The 18945-nt window shown below is 36.3% G+C and carries 17 protein-coding genes; 5 read left to right on the forward strand and 12 right to left on the reverse strand.

Features of this window, described 5'->3' with window-relative positions:
• Positions 1-152 precede the first annotated feature (152 nt).
• Positions 153-1031 (reverse strand): AraC family transcriptional regulator, encoded by an 879-nt coding sequence (locus BCR26_RS12250; RefSeq protein WP_069699283.1) that lies wholly within the window; start codon positions 1029-1031, stop codon positions 153-155.
• Between the two features lie 197 nt (positions 1032-1228).
• Here BCR26_RS12250 and BCR26_RS12255 point away from each other — a divergent pair, with 197 nt between their 5' ends.
• The 4 genes from BCR26_RS12255 to BCR26_RS12270 all read left to right on the forward strand — a co-directional run bounded on the left by BCR26_RS12255 (position 1229) and on the right by BCR26_RS12270 (position 6729).
• Complete coding sequence (locus BCR26_RS12255) at positions 1229-1801, forward strand: glycoside hydrolase family 73 protein (protein ID WP_069699284.1); 573 nt, start codon at positions 1229-1231, stop codon at positions 1799-1801.
• Positions 1802-1915: 114 nt separating this feature from the next.
• Positions 1916-2560, forward strand: coding sequence for a response regulator transcription factor (locus BCR26_RS12260; protein ID WP_069699285.1), 645 nt, complete (start codon positions 1916-1918; stop codon positions 2558-2560).
• Positions 2544-3953: a sensor histidine kinase gene (locus BCR26_RS12265; protein WP_069699286.1), complete on the forward strand. Its 1410-nt coding sequence runs from the start codon at positions 2544-2546 to the stop codon at positions 3951-3953. The genes BCR26_RS12260 and BCR26_RS12265 overlap by 17 nt, the downstream gene beginning before the upstream one ends.
• Before the next feature lie 439 nt (positions 3954-4392).
• Positions 4393-6729, forward strand: coding sequence for a glycoside hydrolase (locus BCR26_RS12270; RefSeq protein WP_069699287.1), 2337 nt, complete (start codon positions 4393-4395; stop codon positions 6727-6729).
• A 93-nt stretch (positions 6730-6822) separates the two neighbouring features.
• Here the strand turns inward: BCR26_RS12270 and BCR26_RS12275 are convergent, their stop codons facing one another.
• From BCR26_RS12275 to BCR26_RS12315, 9 genes are all read right to left on the reverse strand, one after another.
• Positions 6823-7821, reverse strand: a complete 999-nt coding sequence (locus tag BCR26_RS12275) for a sulfate/molybdate ABC transporter ATP-binding protein (protein WP_069699288.1) — start codon at positions 7819-7821, stop codon at positions 6823-6825.
• The gene (gene modB, locus BCR26_RS12280) at positions 7818-8489 is read right to left on the reverse strand and encodes a molybdate ABC transporter permease subunit (protein WP_069699289.1); all 672 of its coding nucleotides are present in this window, start codon (positions 8487-8489) and stop codon (positions 7818-7820) included. Before modB ends, BCR26_RS12275 begins: the two co-directional genes overlap by 4 nt.
• 9 nt (positions 8490-8498) lie before the next feature.
• Complete coding sequence (gene modA / locus BCR26_RS12285; protein WP_069699290.1) at positions 8499-9311, reverse strand: molybdate ABC transporter substrate-binding protein; 813 nt, start codon at positions 9309-9311, stop codon at positions 8499-8501.
• A gap of 13 nt (positions 9312-9324) precedes the next feature.
• Positions 9325-10299, reverse strand: coding sequence for a molybdopterin-binding protein (locus BCR26_RS12290; protein WP_069699291.1), 975 nt, complete (start codon positions 10297-10299; stop codon positions 9325-9327).
• 15 nt (positions 10300-10314) lie between these two features.
• Positions 10315-10824, reverse strand: coding sequence for a MogA/MoaB family molybdenum cofactor biosynthesis protein (locus tag BCR26_RS12295; RefSeq protein ID WP_069699292.1), 510 nt, complete (start codon positions 10822-10824; stop codon positions 10315-10317).
• Positions 10784-11218: an MOSC domain-containing protein gene (locus BCR26_RS12300; RefSeq protein ID WP_069699293.1), complete on the reverse strand. Its 435-nt coding sequence runs from the start codon at positions 11216-11218 to the stop codon at positions 10784-10786. The genes BCR26_RS12295 and BCR26_RS12300 overlap by 41 nt, the downstream gene beginning before the upstream one ends.
• Before the next feature lie 5 nt (positions 11219-11223).
• Positions 11224-12195 (reverse strand): GTP 3',8-cyclase MoaA, encoded by a 972-nt coding sequence (gene moaA, locus BCR26_RS12305; protein WP_069699294.1) that lies wholly within the window; start codon positions 12193-12195, stop codon positions 11224-11226.
• A 32-nt stretch (positions 12196-12227) separates the two neighbouring features.
• A complete protein-coding gene (moaC, locus tag BCR26_RS12310; protein ID WP_069699295.1) occupies positions 12228-12719 on the reverse strand; it encodes a cyclic pyranopterin monophosphate synthase MoaC in 492 nt (163 codons plus the stop codon).
• A gap of 224 nt (positions 12720-12943) precedes the next feature.
• Positions 12944-13333 (reverse strand): VOC family protein, encoded by a 390-nt coding sequence (locus tag BCR26_RS12315; protein WP_069699296.1) that lies wholly within the window; start codon positions 13331-13333, stop codon positions 12944-12946.
• Positions 13334-13563: 230 nt separating this feature from the next.
• Between BCR26_RS12315 and BCR26_RS12320 the strand changes: the two genes are divergently transcribed.
• The gene (locus BCR26_RS12320) at positions 13564-14784 is read left to right on the forward strand and encodes a MucBP domain-containing protein (protein WP_069699297.1); all 1221 of its coding nucleotides are present in this window, start codon (positions 13564-13566) and stop codon (positions 14782-14784) included.
• A gap of 94 nt (positions 14785-14878) precedes the next feature.
• Here BCR26_RS12320 and BCR26_RS12325 read toward each other — a convergent pair whose 3' ends face one another.
• Together BCR26_RS12325 and fdhF are read right to left on the reverse strand one after the other, a co-directional pair.
• Positions 14879-16075: a molybdopterin molybdotransferase MoeA gene (locus BCR26_RS12325; protein ID WP_069699298.1), complete on the reverse strand. Its 1197-nt coding sequence runs from the start codon at positions 16073-16075 to the stop codon at positions 14879-14881.
• Positions 16076-16232: 157 nt separating this feature from the next.
• Positions 16233-18944 carry a formate dehydrogenase subunit alpha gene (gene fdhF, locus BCR26_RS12330; RefSeq protein ID WP_069699299.1) on the reverse strand — a complete coding sequence of 904 codons (2712 nt, stop codon included), beginning with the start codon at positions 18942-18944 and terminating at the stop codon, positions 16233-16235.
• Position 18945 lies beyond the last annotated feature (1 nt).

Here is an 18945-nt window from a genome sequence, read left to right on the forward strand (position 1 = left end):
TATACCAAGAAAATCATTAAAGTATCAGACACCATTAGAGGTATTTTTGAGTTACGTAAATGATAAGCATTTGTCCAGCTTAATTTGACAAATCAAATAATATAAAAAAAAACAAAAAAACAGATATTCATTTAAAAATATCTGTTCACTACTTATTTTCCGATTTCGCTCATACTCTTTTGATACTTCAAAGGAGAGATTCCTACCGATTCTTTAAAAACATGGTGAAATGTTTTCACACTGGAAAAACCAGATTTTTCTGCAACCTCAATCATAGGAATTTTCTCATTCGCTAAAATAAACTTAGCCTGGATAATTCGGTATTCATTTAAAAAACTCATAAATGTTTGTCCCGTATTATTTTTAAAGAAACGAGTAAAGTAATAGGGACTAAATCCAACTTCTCTTGCTACTTCTTCTAAGCTAATTGATTCCAAGTAATACATTTCAACATATGAAAAAATCTTGTCTAAACGCTCCAAAGTTTCTTTATAGCGAATTGTCGATGCTCTCCCACCTTTTTTTACTGTTAATTTAGTTTCTGGTAATTGACGGTAAAACTGTGTTACTAATTGAAAGAGATAAGCATAAATAGCAAATTTTTTCCCGAGATTGTCACTTTCTAGCTCTTCATATAATTCTAACAGTAACTCTTTTACCTTCCTAGTAAGTGCTTCTGGCCACTCTGAGCTGTGTTTTGCCCCATTTTCAAATAACTCTGCTAGGGATTTATCTTGTGATTGCCTCAATAATTTTTCATCAAATAGCTGTAAGTCAAATTGGTAAACAATCCGTTCACTGTCAGGAGAGGCCAGAAAGTAATGAGGCTCTCCACTAGCAAAAAAGTAAATTTCTCCTTCAGAAACGCAAACAATGTCATCGCCTACACCAATATTCACGGTTCCTCGCTTTGAATAAATTATTTCTATTTCCTTGTGCCAATGAGGATAGACAATGGTCATCCCATCATTTATAAAGGTTCGAAATAACAGTTCGTCTTCAAACTCAGGTATTTCCAAATATAAACTCAAACAAGCACCTCCAAGCTAAATCTACTATTCTCACTTTATCAAATTTAATTTAATATACAACATAAAAAGGCGTTTACACAAATTTTTTTTAAAGCGAGACTTTTAAGAAACACCCATAATTTTTCACTAATTTGGCATATATCTGTAACATTAACCCGCTATACTAAATATATTCTCGCAAAGAAAGAGGTTTTTCGATGAAACGAACCGTGAAAAAAAAGGTAAATATCCTTCCAATTATAATTATTATTTTGCTATCATTTACTAGTATTTTTCTTCTTTTTACACAAAAAGAACAGGCGATACAGTATGATGATTCAACTATTTATCAAAAAAACTTTATCGATGATATCGCTTATGAAGCTCAAAATTTACAAAATCAGACACATCTATTTGCTAGTATCACGATTGCTCAAGCTATTTTAGAATCTGATTGGGGACGCAGCCAGTTAGCTACTGAAGCAAACAATCTCTTCGGAATCAAAGGTACTTTTAATAATCAATCTAGTATCATGCCGACAGACGAAGTAATCAATGGAGAACGAATAACGATTGACGATTCCTTTAAAAAATATGCAACGATTCAAGAATCAATGGTTGACCATATTAACTTTTTAAAAGGCGCAACTTATGAACCTATTAAAACGAGTAATAATTATAAAGAAGCTGCTATTGCTTTACAAAATGGCGGTTATGCTACTGATCCTAACTATGCAGAAAAATTAATTGAGTTGATTGAAGAGTTTCAACTAGATCAGTATGACAAATAAATTGAGCGAAATAGACGCTTTTAAGTCAGAAGCCTGTTATTCTTATTTTTAGAAGAACTCTTCTAAATGTTTTTCAAAGAAATACATAAAGCTACAATAAAGGAGTTTTAAAGAGTGAATATTTTGATTGCTGATGATAGTCCTGAAATGGTGCAAATTATTAGTGCTTATTTAAAAAAAGACGGCTTCAATGTTTTCACAGCTTTAGATGGGGAAGAAGCGTTGGAAATTTTTTATCAGGAAAAACTTGATTTGGCTATTATCGATTGGATGATGCCAAAAATAGGTGGCATTGAAGTAATAAAAACAATAAAGTCTGAAAGCCAGTTAAAAGTCTTGATGCTTACTGCTAAGTCAACTGGAGAAGATGAAGTTATTTCTTTATCTAATGGTGCGGATGATTATATCACCAAGCCTTTCCATCCTCAAGTATTACTTTTACGAATAAAAAAATTACTTGGATTGACTCAAATGATTCCCCTGAAGCATTTATTAGTAGATCCAGCCAACTTGAAGGTTTGGAAAAATGAAGAAACACTGGAGCTAACAAAAAAAGAATTTGATTTATTGATGATGCTTCTTAACAACCGCGGAAGTATTTTGACTAGAGAACAACTTTTAATTGGTGTGTGGGGAATGAATTATGATGGCGTAGAACGAACTGTGGATACCCACATCCGCAGATTACGAGAAAAAATTGGCGATGATATTGTATCAACGAAAAGAGGAGTGGGCTATCTCATTGAAAAAGAAAACTAGGAAAATAAGTACTACCCTTACTCTGACTTTCTCATTTATCATTGTTGTTAGCTTTGTCATCATGTTTATTTTAAACACTTTAATTGTCCCTAACTATTACTTTTCAAAAATGGAACAAAAGGTTAGCACTGTTTTAAATGACATTCAACAACTTCCCGCTTCAAAAAGAACCGAAAAAAAACTAACTGAATTAGCGGATAGTAACCAAGTCACCGTGATTACTCAACCTCTGGATGAGACTTCCATAGATGATTTTAACGAAGCGTTAAATGTTCAGTTGAATCGAAAAAAAGTAGCCTTAAACCGATTTTGGATTACGCAAGAAACCATCGATCATTTAACAAAAGATTCGAAAGTAATTCAACGGAACTTCGATCAAGGGAAGCAAAAATCTAGTTTCTTAGTTGACATGCAAGTAATCGATCAAACCTTTTATTTAGTTGGAGTTTCTACGGTTAATTTTTCTGAAACTGCTGGACTAATCAATACTTTCAACTTGATTTCATTAAGCGTTACTTTAATTGTTATTATCATTCTCATTTATATTTCTGTAAAAAAAGTAACTAATCCATTAGTAAATTTGAAAATGGTTGCCGAAGAAATTGCAACCTTAAAGTTCGTAACAACTGATGAGATACCAAACAACGAAATTGGGGAATTGGCTGTCAGTATCAACCAAATGAGTCATGCTTTAGCCGCTTACCAACAAAACTTACTCGCTAAAAATAAACAGTTAAAACAATTTACTGCTGATTTAACTCACGAATTGAAGACACCAATTGCCTTGATTAAAGCTTACGGTTCAGGGATAGAAGATGGTCTAGATGACGGCACATACATTTCTGTCATTCTACAACAAACTCAACGATTAAACGATATTATCGATCAAATGTTAGACTATGCAAAATTAGAACAACAACATGACGTCAAGAAAATCCCCACTCAGCTAATGGATATTTGGCAAAAAACAGTCAATGAACTTAAACCAACTTTGAATCAAGAAGGAATTTTCCTCTTAGAAGCCGATACAGACTTACCCTTACCCTTGATTAAAGCTGACCCATTATTAATGAAACGAGTTTTCGACAATCTACTAACTAATGGTATAAAATATACCACGAATAAAGAAATTCAAGTCAACTGGCGAGAAACAAAAGAATTTGTTGAATTCTCAATCAGCAACCAAACAAGTTTACCAGCCAATTTTGATGTCACAAAACTGTGGGAAGCTTTCTATGTTCATGAAAAGTCTCGTAACAAAAACTTGTCTGGAACAGGGTTAGGATTATCCATTGTCCAATCTATTATGACTGAGCATAATTTTAAAATCGATGCCCGGTTGGTTCACGAAACCTTGATTTTCACTTTACATTTTTATAAAAATAAGTGCTGAGTAATCAGCACTTATTTTTTGTCCTCCCAACTATCATTGAGGTATCTAGGAAAGTCTAATCCATTGCTATCACTACCTTTTAAAGAGGCTTTGGATATATTTCCCTCCTCTTTTTAAGTGTTTATTTTTCAATTCATCAAGTGGAGCATAACGCAAAGAAAATAACTTATTGTAAATAAAATAGCGGAACTACTAGTAGTTGGCACCAGTAACCGTGTTGAGAATCCAATGTGAATTACTTGGGCTTGCTATTGATTTAGCCCAAGTTTGAAGCTTGGAAGCTCTTAGACCTGATCTTTGGGCTCAGAGTGGTTCCACGGTTTTCCACTGACAACAGCTACTAGTAGTGGAGCGGATATAATTTCCCCGTTAACGCTCATTTTGCCATATTCCTGTAACAATACCTTGCTACAATCAGTTTACCTTAAGGAGGGACACGATGAAAAAAATAACTACTTACTTATGCTTAGCCGCAATTACTGTATCTTTGTCAGCTTGTACTATGGCCAATGGAAAAAGTACTAAAAAGTCAGAAAAAATCAGTCTTAATCATGAAATTGAAAAAAATAAGACGTACGCAAAAAAAGATTTTTCCTTTGAGGTTGATCCCGAAACTTTTGCTATATCTATTACAGAGAACGGAAAGAAAGCGACCGTTTCTTTACCACAAGAGTCTAGAGAAGTGGCCGACTTACACCAAACCAAAGCAGAAATTAGTTGGAGGTATCCTACTGAACAAATCCAAGTCAATGTAAAAAAAGAAGATAACCATTTGGCTGTTTCTCTCACCAGTTCATCAGATGAAGACCACTCTTTCTCTTGGCCAAAAGTAGATGCGAAAAATTATATTTTGCCGATTGGAGAAGGGAAAACAATTCCTAACAATCAAAAAGATTGGCTTTCTTATTTTAAAGAAAATGAAGAGTTATCTATGAGCGAAGCATTTTCCATGAGCTTTTTTGCAGTGAACCAGGAAACATTTGCTACAACCTTTGTAATGGACAATACCTTCAACAGTGATTTAGTTACTAAAACAGAGCCTCACCTAACCATGGAAGCAAGTCATCAATTTATTGGCTTTGACAAAAATAAATCAATGAATTATCGCTTGTATGTTACCGACAATGATCCCGTTGCTATTGCAAAAACTTACCAAATGGATCGAATGAATTTAGGCCAATTCAAAACACTAGATGAAAAAGAAAAGACCAATCCCGAGATTGAAAAAATGCGTGGTGCGATTCAAGTTTATTTTTGGAATAGTCGTATTTTGAATACAGACGATATCAAGTGGGCTAAACTTCCAAGTATGACTGATGAGCCTATTTTCCAATGGATTGGGGATTTGTTAGAACAATATGGGGAAGATGGTTCCGCTGAATACTTAGCCGCTTTACAAGCCTTCAAAAATAATCAAGGCTACAAGTATGAAAAAAATACATTCTTAACGGCACTTAATTACACATTGTTGTATCCACAATTTTACAATCCAGACATTTTTAAAAACCCTGATAAGACTGCACAAAAATTGCTGGATAAAGGAATTGAAAGCCTTAGTGAACAAGAATATTATACATTAAATAAACATTTGTTAGCGGATGCTCTTGGAGCGTTAGCTCCACCACTAGAAAAATGGGGCCAAGCCACTTCCTCTGAGGTATTTAAAGAAATGAAACAAGCAGGTGTGGAAAATGCTTGGGTTGGCTTGCCTAATTGGGCGAACGGTTTAATGAATCCGGAACTGGTGAAAACAGCAAACAATGAGGGTTACTTAATCGGACCTTATGATTCTTATCAATCCATCCAAGAGAATGCTAGTATTGATTGGAACACAGCTTCTTTTACCAATAAAACATTGTACGAAAATGCGACGGTTACGAAGAAAAATGGCGAAAAAGCAGCTGGCTTCTTAGGAAAAGGACGCAAACTTAATCCTACATTAATCAGCTCAGATGTTGAAGAACGTTTTACGGGCATTATGAAAAATGATATCCCTTTTAACTCTTGGTTTTTAGACACAGATGCAGCTGGAGAAATTTATAACGATTACAGCCCCGATCATTTAACAACCCAAAGTGAAGATGTAGCTGGTCGCTTAAAACGAATGGACTATTTTAGTAAAAATGGGCTAGTCGTCGGTTCTGAAGGTGGAAATGATTTTGCTTCACAAGATATGGTTTTCGCTCATGGAATTGAAACACCGGTTATTATGTGGTCTGATCCCGATATGCGTGAAAACAAGGAAAGTGAATACTATGTGGGTAGTTATGCTGCGCTAGATGGTGGCATTCCAACGAAATACAAAAAAGTTGTGCCTATTAAAGAGGAGTATAAAGCCATCTATACTGATCCTGTCTACTCGCTTCCACTCTATAAACTTGTGTATAACCGTTCTGTTATCACTTCTCATCACTGGGAGTGGGATAGTTACAAAATTAAAGACCAAGTCAATGAACGTCGCATAACAGAGTATCTATATAATACACCGCCAATGATGCATCTTGATAAAAGCGCTTGGGATGAACGTAAAAAAGACATTTCTCAAAATGCTAAAATTTGGTCCCCTTTCCAAAAAGCTGCTTTACAACATGAAATGACCGATTTTAAAGTGCTGACTGATGATCGTTTAGTCCAAAAAACACAGTTTGGAGAAAAACTGTTTGTCATTGCAAACTTCTCTGATTCAAACTATGAAAATGATGGGCTGGAAGTTGCCAGTAAAACAGCAGTAATTGAGAATGATGGAAAGAAAACAATTGTTAAAACAAATGATTAGATTGAATAAACAAGTGGAATCTATCTAAAATTTCAGAACTATAACCACCCAATAGCCATTTATCGAATGACTACTGGATGGTTATTTTTTTAGCTATTTTAAAACCATAATGGCTTCAGGTGGAACCGTAAATTGCTGGATTTTACTAGCATCAATTTGCTTGCTCCCTTTCCACCAAATTTTTTGTCCTTGATGATTGAACCATGCATCTTGTTCAAAAGGATTTTGCTGTTGCTGAATAAATTCAACCGGAAGCTTATTCTCCCCTATTTCGACAGAAAACTCATGAGCCCGAATCCCGATATACCCACACTCTTCTGTTAATGGAGAATCCACATACCATGTCTCCTTCCAGCCAACCACTCTAACTTCACGCTTTCCTACCTTTTCAATAGGGAATATATTTTTACAACCAGTTAATTTAGCTGCTGCTACTGTTTTAGGTTGTCTAAATAGCTGTTTTGTTTGCCCAAAGATAAAATCTTTTTCCGTAATAATTGCCAATTGCGGACAGAGTCGGTAAAGTTCATCTAAGCTATGGCTAACAATCAGCACATTTCCATCAAAAAAAGATAGACGCTTTTTTAGTTCTAATTGTAGCTCTTCTTTAAGAGGAGCATCCAAAGCAGAAAACGGTTCATCAAAAAGCAATAACTCTGGTTCTGACGCCAACATGCGAGCTAAAGAAACTCGTTGTTTTTGACCCCCTGAAAGTTGCCTTGGATAGCTATCTTTAACGTTCTCTAATTGAAAAATAGTTATTAACTCTGAAACTAGCGCTTTATTCTTAGTCACACTTGCTACGTTTTTATAGACTGACATATGCGGAAATAATGCATATTGTTGGAATGACAAACCTATTTTACGTTCCTGAGGAGAAATATTAATTCCTGATTCTTTATCAAAAAGAACTCTCTCACCTAACTGAATCCGACCAGAATCTGGTGTCTCGATCCCTGCAATACATTTAAGCAGCATACTTTTTCCTGAGCCAGAAGCACCCAGAAAACCTAAAGTCTCTTTTTCAATTTCAAAAGAAACCCTTAAATCATGGTTTTTCAACTTCTTTTTTATATCAACCGAAAGTTTCATAAATAATCCCCTCGTGCTTTCCGATTGAACAGTTCTGCTAGTAAAAGTACAAAGAGACAGACAATCACAATAATATAAACATAATTTGTCGCTAATGACCAATCACCACTAGCAACTGCTGAATAAATGGCTAATGGAAGTGTCCTGGTTTTTCCCGAAATATTTCCAGCTAACATTGTTGTCGCTCCGAATTCGCCTAGTCCACGAGCAAAAGCCAAAACGCCACCTGCTAAAAGTCCATTTAAGGCAAGGGGTAAGGCAATTCTCACAAAAATCTTTGTTTCTGAAAAGCCTAATGTTTGAGAGACAGCAATCAAATCGGGATCAATTTGTTCAAAAGCAGCTATCGCCGAACGATACATTAATGGAAAAGAAACGGCTATCGCTGCAATCACTGTGGCCGGCCATGAAAAAACTACTTTAACTGAAAAAAAGTCCAACAAAAACTTACCAACTGGCTGCTGTACACCAAATATATCTAGTAAAAAAAATCCAAGAACCGTTGGCGGCAAAACCAACGGTAATGTAAATAAACTATTAAATAGAATTTTAAGCTTGCGCTTCTGTAATCGAAAAATAAGATAAGCGATAATCGTCCCACTAAAAAAAGTAAAGATTATTGCAATAATTGATGTTTTTAAAGAAATTATAATTGGACTTAAGTCCATGAAAACCACCTACTTATTTAGTGTAAATCCTGCTTCTTCAAAATATTTAACTACTTCTTTACTTTGTAAAAAAGTTAGAAATTCATCTACAACCGCTTTTTCTTTGGACTGTTCTAATGGTGCTACAGGATAAACAATCGTTTCTGTTAGTGCCTCTTCTGGTAATTCCGCGACTACCTTTACTTTGTTATTTCCAATGGCATCTGTTGCATAAACTAATCCTGCTTGAGCACTTCCTTCAGCTACCCAATTTAAGACTTCCGTTACGTTCGTCCCTAAACTTGCGTGCAACTTAACATAGTCCCAGTAGCCTAATTTTATTAATGCTTTTTCAGCATATTGTCCAGCTGGTACACTAGCAGGATCACCTATCGCAATCATATCTATCTTTGTTAAATCAGTAAAGTTAGTAATCACTTCATTAGATGCACTGGGCACTATCATAACCAATTTATTTTGAAGCAAGGGAATTACTCTTTTTTCTTCAATTAATTTTTGGGAAACTAATGCATTCATTTGTTTCGTTGCCGCTGAAAAAAAGATGTCCGCTTCTAACCCTTTTTCAATTTGTGCTTGTAATTTTCCTGAACTATCATAGTTGCCCTCAATTTTAATTCCTGAGTGTTCCTTTTCAAAAGCTGGAATAATTTCTTTTTCCATGACCGATTCTAAACTAGCTGCTGCTGCGATTAATAAATGTTGTTTTTTTGGGGGTTCCTTAGTAGAATCTGCGTCTTTTTCCTTAGAAACCGATGAACTACAGGCTGTCAAAATAGATATCATCGTCAACAGAAACAGGCTAATTTTAATCGTTTTTTTCATTAATAAGCTCCTTTTATAAATAACCACCATATCCTAAAGCATTTATTTCAGCTTTAGTCATTTTATCTTGCGCAATTAGTCGCGGCAAAATCAAGTCAAATACTGTTCTTTCAGAAAACATAACTCCTCCTGGTAACCCAACAATGGTTTTGTCTTCTAAATAAGCTAGTAATAACATCGACCCAGGTAAAACAGGCGTTCCGTGAGAAATGATTTCTGCTCCTGTTTGCTTGATTGCCAGTGGCGTTCGATCATCAGGATCAACACTCATTCCGCCTGTACAAAAGACTATGTCTGCACCAGATGCTAGCATGTTTTCAATCGAAATCGTAATTAGTTTTGGGTCATCTGTCACTATCTCATGAAACTTAATCTCTACCGTAGGATATGCAGCCAATTTTTCTCTCACTACAGGAGTAAGTGCATCTTGGATTAACCCTTTTGATACTTCACTTCCCGTTGTAACGATTCCGACGGTTATTTTTTTAAAAGGAAGTAACGATAGAATGGGATCTGTTCCAACTGTTTCTTCTGCTGCGATCAGCTTTTGTTCTTGAATTTCTAAAGGAATAATCCTAGTTCCTGCTAGTTTTTGACCAGAATGAACAGGTTGGTTGCTAGTCAGGGTTGCCACTGCAATCCCATCGATAGAATTTAAAGCAATTAGCTTTTCCTTATCCACTTTTAATAACCCATCTATCTCTGCCACAATTTCAATTTTCCCCTCAGCTATAGGTGTAGGTCTCATATTTTTCCCTGCAACCAATTTATACAAGATGTCGGCTGCTTGATTTTCATGAATCATCCCTGGTTTTTCGGACCAGATAAAGAGATGCTCTTTGCCTAAAGACAGCAACACAGGAATATCTTCTTTCTTGATACAGTGTCCTTTTGAAAAAGCGACGCCTTTAAATTCATCTTTGACAATTTTAGTGATATCTTGACATAGAACCAGACCTTCTGCATCAATTGTTTTAATCACTTCCATGCTTTTTCCTCCAATTTAATGCTCTGTTTTCCAGTCAGTTAATATATCTAAGGCATGGGGTAATATTGGAAATAGAAATTCTAAGTTTTCTTTTACCCCTCTTGGACTGCCTGGTAAATTAATGATCAATGTTTGCTTCCGAACCACAGCAACCCCTCTGCCTAACATAGCAAAAGGCGTCTTTTGAAGACTTAACATACGCATCCCTTCACTGATCCCAGGAACCATTTTTTCTGCCACGGCCAATGTTGCTTCTGGCGTAATGTCTCTAACACCTAACCCTGTACCTCCCGTTGTTAAAATTAGATCACAAGAAGAACACCAGTCAATAAGCAATTCTTTTAATTGTATTTCTTCATCAGGTAAAATCGTTTGAGACACAACTTCATACTTTTCTGAAGACAATAATTCCTTAATTAAGGCACCTGATTCATCTTGACGAAGACCTTGAGAACCTTTATCACTTAAAGTTACAATTCCCACTTTATATAACTTCAAGTTGGTCACCTTTTTTGATGTGCCCATCTTCAACAACCACTGCAAATATACCTTCTCTTGGCATAATGCAATCTCCAACACGAGCATAGATTTGACAATGCTTATGGCATTCTTTTCCTATCTGAGTGACTACCAATTCAGCTTCACCTATGCGCATCCGGCTTCCAACAGGCAATTGACGTAAATCAATGCCAGAGATAATTATATTTTCGCCAAAAGCACCATTTCCTACTAGCGCTCCTTTTTCATTAAACTCTGTTATTTTTTCAAATGACAGTAAACTAACTTGACGATGCCAATTCCCTCCATGAGCATCATTTTCTACACCGAATCCTTTGACTAAATCAGCTTCAGTGATTTCTTTTTTTTGTGTTCCGCGTCGCTCACTAATATTAATTGCAATAACTTCTCCCTTTGACATTTCACTTATCCTCCAATTTGAGACATAAAACGATGATCTCCCTGATCTTGATCCTCAAGGAAATGATGTTTTTCTGGTTTTTTCTGTACAGCTAAAGCTATTTGTTTCAATAATAACTCTTTATTTTTTTCTTGAAGTGCTTGCTTTAAATCACAGCCTTCATCCATGTGTAAGCAGGTTTTTAAAAACCCGTTGGCGGTTACTCTGATTCGATCGCAATCATCACAGAAGCAATGTCCTAATGCACTAATAAAACCAATTTTTCCTTGAAAATTCGGCAAAGAAAAATAGCGTGCAGGTCCGTTTCCTAGTTTTCCTTGATAAGGAATTAAGTCTCCATACTTCTTAGCTAAAATATCCATTACTTCTTCTTGTGTTTTTCCTGGACATCCTTTTCCTAAGCCAATTGGCATTAACTCTATAAAACGAATATGAATTGGATAATCCTTTGCAAATGAAGTGATTTTTTCTATCTCTGCTTCAGTCAGCTCTTCTCTTGCAACAGTATTGATTTTAATATTAGACAACCCCGCATCGATTGCTGCTTTTAACCCATCTAACACTCTTTGAATTTCTCCTACTCTGGTTAAAACACGAAACTCTTCTGGATCAAGGGTATCTATACTTAAATTAATGCCATCCAATTTTGCTGCTTTTAGAGCGTTGGCATATTTCGTTAATTGGATCCCATTTGTTGTTAACGTCACTTTTTCAATGCCTTTAATTTTTTTTATTGCATCAATTAACTCTACCGTATCTCTTCTTGTAAGTGGTTCTCCTCCAGTGATTTTGACTTTCTTTATTCCTTGTTGCGCCAGATTCTCAATTAAAAACATAATTTCGTCGTAATCTAACAATTCATCTTTTTTCAAAAAACACATTCCTGAAGCAGGCATGCAATACGTGCAGCGAAGGTCACAGCGATCTGTAACTGATAGCCGAACATAATCAATTTCACGATTAAAAGAATCTTTCATTCAAACAGCTCCATTCTGCCACTCTTTTACTCCTATTTTTCGTCTGCTAAGACAAAATGACCACTTTTCCCACCAGCTTTTTCTAGTAAACGAATATTGGTTATTTTCATTTGGCGATCCAGCGCTTTACACATATCATAAACCGTTAGCAATGCAACATTAGCACCTGTTAGAGCTTCCATTTCCACACCCGTTGGTCCGACGGTTTTCGTTAAGCACTGTACAGTTAAAATTTGGTCACTTTTCCAGCTAAATTCTACTTCACATTTGGTTAATGCAATCGAATGGCATAGAGGAATCAAATCTACTGTCTTTTTTGCAGCCATAATTCCCGCAATTCTTGCCACCTGTAGTACTTCGCCTTTTTTTATTACTTGATTTTTAATTCCTTCTGCAACTTCTCGGTTCATATGAATTTCCCCATACGCGATGGCTAAGCGCTCTGTATTCAGCTTCTCAGAGACATCCACCATATGGGCCTGTCCTTTTTCATTAATATGTGTAAAATGCGTAGCTTTGTCCATTAAAACACGCCCCTTAAAACGCTTTCATTTATAAAGTGAATATTACACTAGATTATTTTCTATTCTAGTTAATTTTATCACTCTATCTAAAAAAAAACAATGTGAGTTGAATAATTTTTTTTAGTAATTGTTCACAAAAAGAAAAAAAGAAACCCCATGAAAATAGGTTTTCTCTTAATTGAATAGCTTTGTATTTTTTTAGTCAAAACGTTTTTTTGATTCCCTTACGCCTCTTCATTTTCTAAGTTGGCAAATAGCGCTAACAAATTGTTGTCAAGATCTTTGATAATTGCATAGCGTTGTCCCCAGAATGCATCCCACGGTTCTTTAAATAGGTCATAGCCAAACGCAATCATTTTTTCACAAGTACTATCTACTTGTTCAGGAGAGTCACATAAGAAAGCTAACTCGATTTTTTCTCCTTGGTTGCTAGGGACAAAACCATAGATTCCTTCAACCATTTTTTTAGAATTCAATGAAATCCTTATATTTTCATTATCTAATTCTAAATAATCATTACTTTTTTCACCGATAGTTTGAAATCCTAATCGTTCATAAAATAAACTAGATTTTTCCACATCTTCACAAATGATTCCAACCATATCCAGTCTCACAACCTCACTCCTCATAACAATTCTTTATTTGTATTATATCATAAGAAAACGTTTTTTTGAAAATAAGCAAAACTTATTAGCTCGCTATATAAAAAACACATACTTTTTTATATTATCATTTTATTGTTATTTTATAGAAAAATATGATAAAAACGCGATTTTAATGATGGTATAATTATTTTGTACAAAATATTATTTCATACTTGTATGATAAAAAAAGGAGTAAGAAAATGAAAATGAATAAAAAAATCGCAGGACTTGCGTTGGTTACTTTGTTAGCACCAACAATACTGACTGCACAGCAAGCAGTCGCAGAAACTTCGACAACCGCTGAATCTACGCAACAAACAGCACCAACAGTTGACTCATCTACAATTGAAAGTCTACCGTTAGAGTCAACTACTGTAGAAAGCACTGCGGCTTCTACAAGTGATACAGTAATCTCTTCCGAAAGCACTACTTCAGAAAGTACAGTCGAAGAATCAGCTTCATCAGAAACTAGTACTTCGACAACAGAAACAACTTCTAGTTCAGAAGAAAAAAAAGAATCTAAAGCTACTAAAGTCTCTGTTCCAGTACATTTTATAGATGAATCTGGGGCTCCAATTTCTTCTACAACCTTAACAGGTGAAGTTGGTAAAACTGCAAGTATATCAATTCCAAAAGGCTATGCCGTTTCTATCATTTCTGCTCCTGGTTTTGATACATACGCAATTGCTGGTGTCATTTATTTAAGTGGTCTTTTATCTGACTCAATGCCAGCAATTACGGTGACTCTTTATGCAACAAGCTCACCAGGTGCTGATATCAATCTAGTAGATCAAGATGGACTTCCTGTCCTAGGAGTGCAAGGTACCTTCTATGTGGGAAATATCAATGATTCATTCACATTTACTGCCCCTGAAGTTCGTGGGTATAGACTAGTTGGAAATCCAACAACTCGAGTTACTCTTACAGATAAGCTACAAACTATTGACGTTGTTTATGAAAGAATCACAACTAAATTGACGATTATTTGTTTAGATACCTCAGGGAACAACCTGATGGATGAAAATCAAGTATTCGAAGGAAAATTTGGTGAAACCGGTACTTTTACTCCTGCTTGGTTCCCAGGGATGGAATTAATCAGTGTTAATGGGGCCCCTGTACCTGATCCAATCACTGTTGAATTTACAGATACAGATCAAACAATGACCTTAGTCTATAAAGAAATTGCTGAAGAAACATTAGTGCCTACTAATCCTATTCCAGCACCATCAACAATTACACCTGCCGCTCCAGTTGTTGAACCTTTAAATGCTGTTCTTCCTCCAGTAACACAGAAGAAGAAAAGCACTTTACCAGCAACAGGAGAAAAAACAAACGGAATCACATTATCTGTTTTAGGTATGACCGTTATTGCTGGTGTTTACTTTACGAAGAAAAAAAGAGAGAATGAATTGAAATCATAATTCGTTCCAAAAAAGATTAAAGCAGTGAAGAGCATATACATTTTGCTCTTCACTGCTTTTTTTCATTTTATTGAATGTTACTTTCTATTTTTACTTACTCTTTCCAATAATAAACCTTTACACAATCCCCTTTTTCTAAACTTATCTTGGCTGGTTGATCAATTAAACAGTTGGTCTTAATAGTATTAACCGATGCATACTGCTTTCCTGAAGTTAGAGACACCACACCATTTTCTTCGAAAGCCCGAATAAATCGACGAATCGATGAAACAGCCAAATCTTCAGCAAGTTTCACCTCCCGACATTTCAAATTTAGCTCAGGACAATTCATAAAATAAGCTAAAATGGACCAATAAAAGACATGAAAATTAACGATTGATGCAAATGGATTGCCTGACAGACTTAAAATGACTCGATTATGGTACAAACTAGCCATCACCGGTGTCCCCGGTTTCATATGAACAAAATGAAACAAGCATTTTCCACCTAGCTTTCCAATCGCATCTGGCACATAATCCTTCTCACCTACCGAGACACCTCCTGTAGTGATAAAAAGATCTACGTCATCAATTTGCTGGTAAATAGTCTCACAAATAACTTCGATACCATCCGAGCATTTTTCTTTAAAAACGACTTCAGCACCACTAGTTTGAATAAGTGAAACAAGCGTGTATAAATTACTGTCGTAGATTTTCCCTTGGCTTAACGATCTCTCTAAAGAAACCAATTCATTGCCAGTAACTAAGACCCCTACTTTTAAAGGAGCAAAAACTTTGATCGATTGAATTCCTTGCGTTGCCAAAGCCCCCACTGCATAGCTATTTAACAATTGATACTTGGAAACAATAGGTTGATTTAACGAAATGTCTTCGCCGATTTCACTGCAATTTTTCCCCTTTTCGATTGCTTTGTATATATTAACTTCTTCTTCCCCATAGTCTGTCCATTCTTGTTTAACCACGGCGTCAAAATTTTCCGGAACCTGTGCCCCTGTCATAATCCTAACAGCAACGCCTTTTCCCTTAGAATAATCAGTTAAAGTATCGCCAGCAAAAATAGAATCAATGACTTTTAAACAAACAGGATTTTCTGAACTCGCCTCTTGGATATCCTCTGCTTTTACTGCGTACCCATCCATACAGGCACGTACAAAATCAGGCACTGCTAGCTGGGCAGAAATATCCTCTGCACAAACGCGCCCTACCGCATCTAAAATCGAAATAGATTCTACCTTTTTTTGTTGGGATAAAACTTGACGAATTTTTTCTCTTGCAGATTCTACTTCAATCATTGACTTAGCTCCTTCTAATTAGTGGTCAGATACTACAGTTTATATTAAAGCCCTTTTGGAATAGTCTATTTTATAAATACAGGCTTCGAAACACCTTTTATTAAACCTTCAAATGTGTGGAATAAAACTTATTGAATTTTATCCCACACATTGTTATTTACTTTACAGGTGCAATATTAACCGCACAAACTTTATATTCTGGGATAATCGCAATATCATCAAATTCAGCAATCGTTAGTTCATTCACATTCCCGTCTGGAAAATGGAAAGTCATAAATACTTCTTGCGGGAAAACGCGATCGCCAACGGCTGCATAGGTTTCAATCGTTCCGCGTCTGGAACTAACTGTCACTTTATCCCCTTCTTCAATACCTAAACGATCTGCGTCAACTGTGTTGATTTCAATATAAGATCGATTCGATATCTTATTTATTCCTTCCGTTCTACCTGTCATCGCTCTGGTATTATAGTGATACAACATTCTTCCTGTTGACATTAAATATGGATAGCTGTCGTCTGGCAACTCTCTTGATTTTTTATAAGGAATTGCCATAAACAATCCTTTCCCCCTCGTAAATTCTTCTACGTGCATGATAGGCGTACCAGAATCTTCCTTCGAGCGGCAAGGCCATTGAAGTCCCTCTTCTTCCAAGCGTTCGTAAGTAATTCCGCCAAATGTTGGAATTACTTCAGCTATCTCCTCCATAATTTCTTCTGCAGAATCATAATGGCAAGGATACCCTAAACGAGTCATCACCTCACAGAAAATCGCATAATCTTCTCTGGCTTCGCCTCTTGGTTCAACAGCTTTACGAACTCGTTGTACTCTTCTTTCTGTATTTGTAAACGTGCCATCTTTTTCTGCATAGCTTATACCAGGTAAAACAACATCTGCATAGGCTGCAGTTTCTGTCATAAATAATTCTTGCACGACAAAGAAGTCTAGGTTTTCTAGTGCTTTACGTACGTGATTGGTATCTGGGTCAGTAACGATAGGGTCTTCTCCAAAAATATACAATCCTTTAATTTTTCCTTCAGTAGCTGCTGGTAAGACTTGCGTTGAGGTCAAGCCCGTTTTCGAACTGAGAGAAACATTCCAAGCTTTTTCAAATTTTTCAATCACTTCAGGGTTGGCAACTTTTTGATACCCCGGGAAGTCATAAGGCATACAGCCCATATCACAGGCTCCTTGTACGTTATTTTGTCCACGAAGTGGATTTACCCCACATCCTTGCTTTCCAATTTTTCCAACAAGCATTGCAATATTGGACATGCTCATTACGCCTTCTGTTCCAGTAGAATGCTCTGTTACCCCCAAGCAATAAATAATTGGCGCTTTATCCGCTTTTGCGTACATTCTAGCAGCAGTAATTAAATCTTCTGCATCTATGTGGCAAATTTCTGCGACTTTTTCTGGAGTATATTCAGCTACTAAGCGTTCTAGCTCTTCAAAGCCTTCTGTTCTGTTCTCAATAAAGTCACGATCAGCCAAGCCTTCTTTTAAAATCACATGCATCATTCCGTTAGCAAACGCCACATTGGTTCCTGCTTTTACTTGTAGATGCAGAGCGCTGTCTTTCACTAAATCAATTTTTCGTGGATCAACTACGATCACTTTTGCACCATTCTGGATCGCCTGGCGAATTTGAGCCCCGACAACGGGATGGGCTTCTGTTGGGTTAGAACCTACCAATAAGATGACTTCAACGTCAGTTGTAATATCAGCAATCGGATTAGTCATAGCTCCTGAGCCTAACGTATGGGCTAATCCGTGAACGGAAGCAGAATGACAAACCCGCGCACAGTTATCGACATTGTTCGTTCCAAAAGCAGCGCGAACCATTTTTTGGAACACATAATTGTCTTCGTTAACAGAACGAGAACAAGAGAAACCAGCTAATGAATCTGCACCATAATCTGCTTTTAATTGACTAAATTTATCTGCTACTAAGGTTAATGCTTCATCCCATGTAGCAGGCTCAAAAATACCATTTCGTTTAATTAACGGTTCTGTCAAACGATCGCCTGCCCCAACAAATTTATAGGATGCAAATTTTCCTTTCACACATAAAAGGTTTCGATTAGCCGGACCATTTGCAGGTTCAACCCCTACTAACTGATTTCCTTTTACCACTAAATTCATTTGACAACCTGTTCCGCAATGTGGACATGTCGTACGAACTTTTTTCGTTTCCCAGGCGCGATAACTCTTGTGCTCCTTACTTACTAACGCTCCTGTTGGACATGCAGAAACACAGTTACCACAGGATTCACAAAGTGATTCATCAAAAGAAGCTTCATAACTCGGTGTCATTTTTGTATCAAAGCCACGTTTTGAAATACTAATCACGTCTCGCCCTTGTCGTAATTGACAAACTCTTGAACACCGACGACAGAGAATACACTTTTCAGGATCATAGTCAAAAAACGGATTTGTGGTATCTTCTTGATGGCAAGGCATTCTTTTTCCGTCTGTAAAGCTAGTATCGTCAATGCCATATTCCATGCAGTAGTCTTGTAATTTACAATCTCCGTTTTTGCCACAAGAAAAACATTCTAATTTATGATTACTTAATAATAAATCAAGAATAAAACGGCGCGAATCATTGACTTTTTGAGAACCTGTATGAATCACCATTCCGTCTTTACAATGTGCTGTACAAGCAGTCACTAGTCCACCTTTACGACCACCTTCTACTTCAACTACACACATCCGGCAAGAGCCATCAGGTGCTAATTCTTTTAAATGACATAAGGTTGGAATTTCTATCCCTAACTCACTAGCGGCTTCCAGTAACGTCGTTCCTTTGGGTACTGTTACTTTTTGGTCATCAATTGACATGGTTACAGTCATTGTTTTTGTTTCCATT

Source organism: Enterococcus rivorum (assembly GCF_001742285.1).
GTDB lineage: Bacteria > Bacillota > Bacilli > Lactobacillales > Enterococcaceae > Enterococcus_L > Enterococcus_L rivorum.

Bases quoted from the DNA above. Each gene is read 5' to 3' on its own strand.
- BCR26_RS12295 (WP_069699292.1), bottom strand. From the start codon at position 10,824: ATGGGCACATCAAAAAAGGTGACCAACTTGAAGTTATATAAAGTGGGA.
- BCR26_RS12255 (WP_069699284.1), top strand. From the start codon at position 1,229: ATGAAACGAACCGTGAAAAAAAAGGTAAATATCCTTCCAATTATAATT.
- fdhF (WP_069699299.1), bottom strand. From the start codon at position 18,944: ATGGAAACAAAAACAATGACTGTAACCATGTCAATTGATGACCAAAAA.
- moaC (WP_069699295.1), bottom strand. From the start codon at position 12,719: ATGGACAAAGCTACGCATTTTACACATATTAATGAAAAAGGACAGGCC.
- modA (WP_069699290.1), bottom strand. From the start codon at position 9,311: ATGAAAAAAACGATTAAAATTAGCCTGTTTCTGTTGACGATGATATCT.
- BCR26_RS12320 (WP_069699297.1), top strand. From the start codon at position 13,564: ATGAAAATGAATAAAAAAATCGCAGGACTTGCGTTGGTTACTTTGTTA.
- BCR26_RS12275 (WP_069699288.1), bottom strand. From the start codon at position 7,821: ATGAAACTTTCGGTTGATATAAAAAAGAAGTTGAAAAACCATGATTTA.
- BCR26_RS12325 (WP_069699298.1), bottom strand. From the start codon at position 16,075: ATGATTGAAGTAGAATCTGCAAGAGAAAAAATTCGTCAAGTTTTATCC.
- BCR26_RS12290 (WP_069699291.1), bottom strand. From the start codon at position 10,299: ATGGAAGTGATTAAAACAATTGATGCAGAAGGTCTGGTTCTATGTCAA.
- modB (WP_069699289.1), bottom strand. From the start codon at position 8,489: ATGGACTTAAGTCCAATTATAATTTCTTTAAAAACATCAATTATTGCA.
- BCR26_RS12300 (WP_069699293.1), bottom strand. From the start codon at position 11,218: ATGTCAAAGGGAGAAGTTATTGCAATTAATATTAGTGAGCGACGCGGA.
- moaA (WP_069699294.1), bottom strand. From the start codon at position 12,195: ATGAAAGATTCTTTTAATCGTGAAATTGATTATGTTCGGCTATCAGTT.
- BCR26_RS12270 (WP_069699287.1), top strand. From the start codon at position 4,393: ATGAAAAAAATAACTACTTACTTATGCTTAGCCGCAATTACTGTATCT.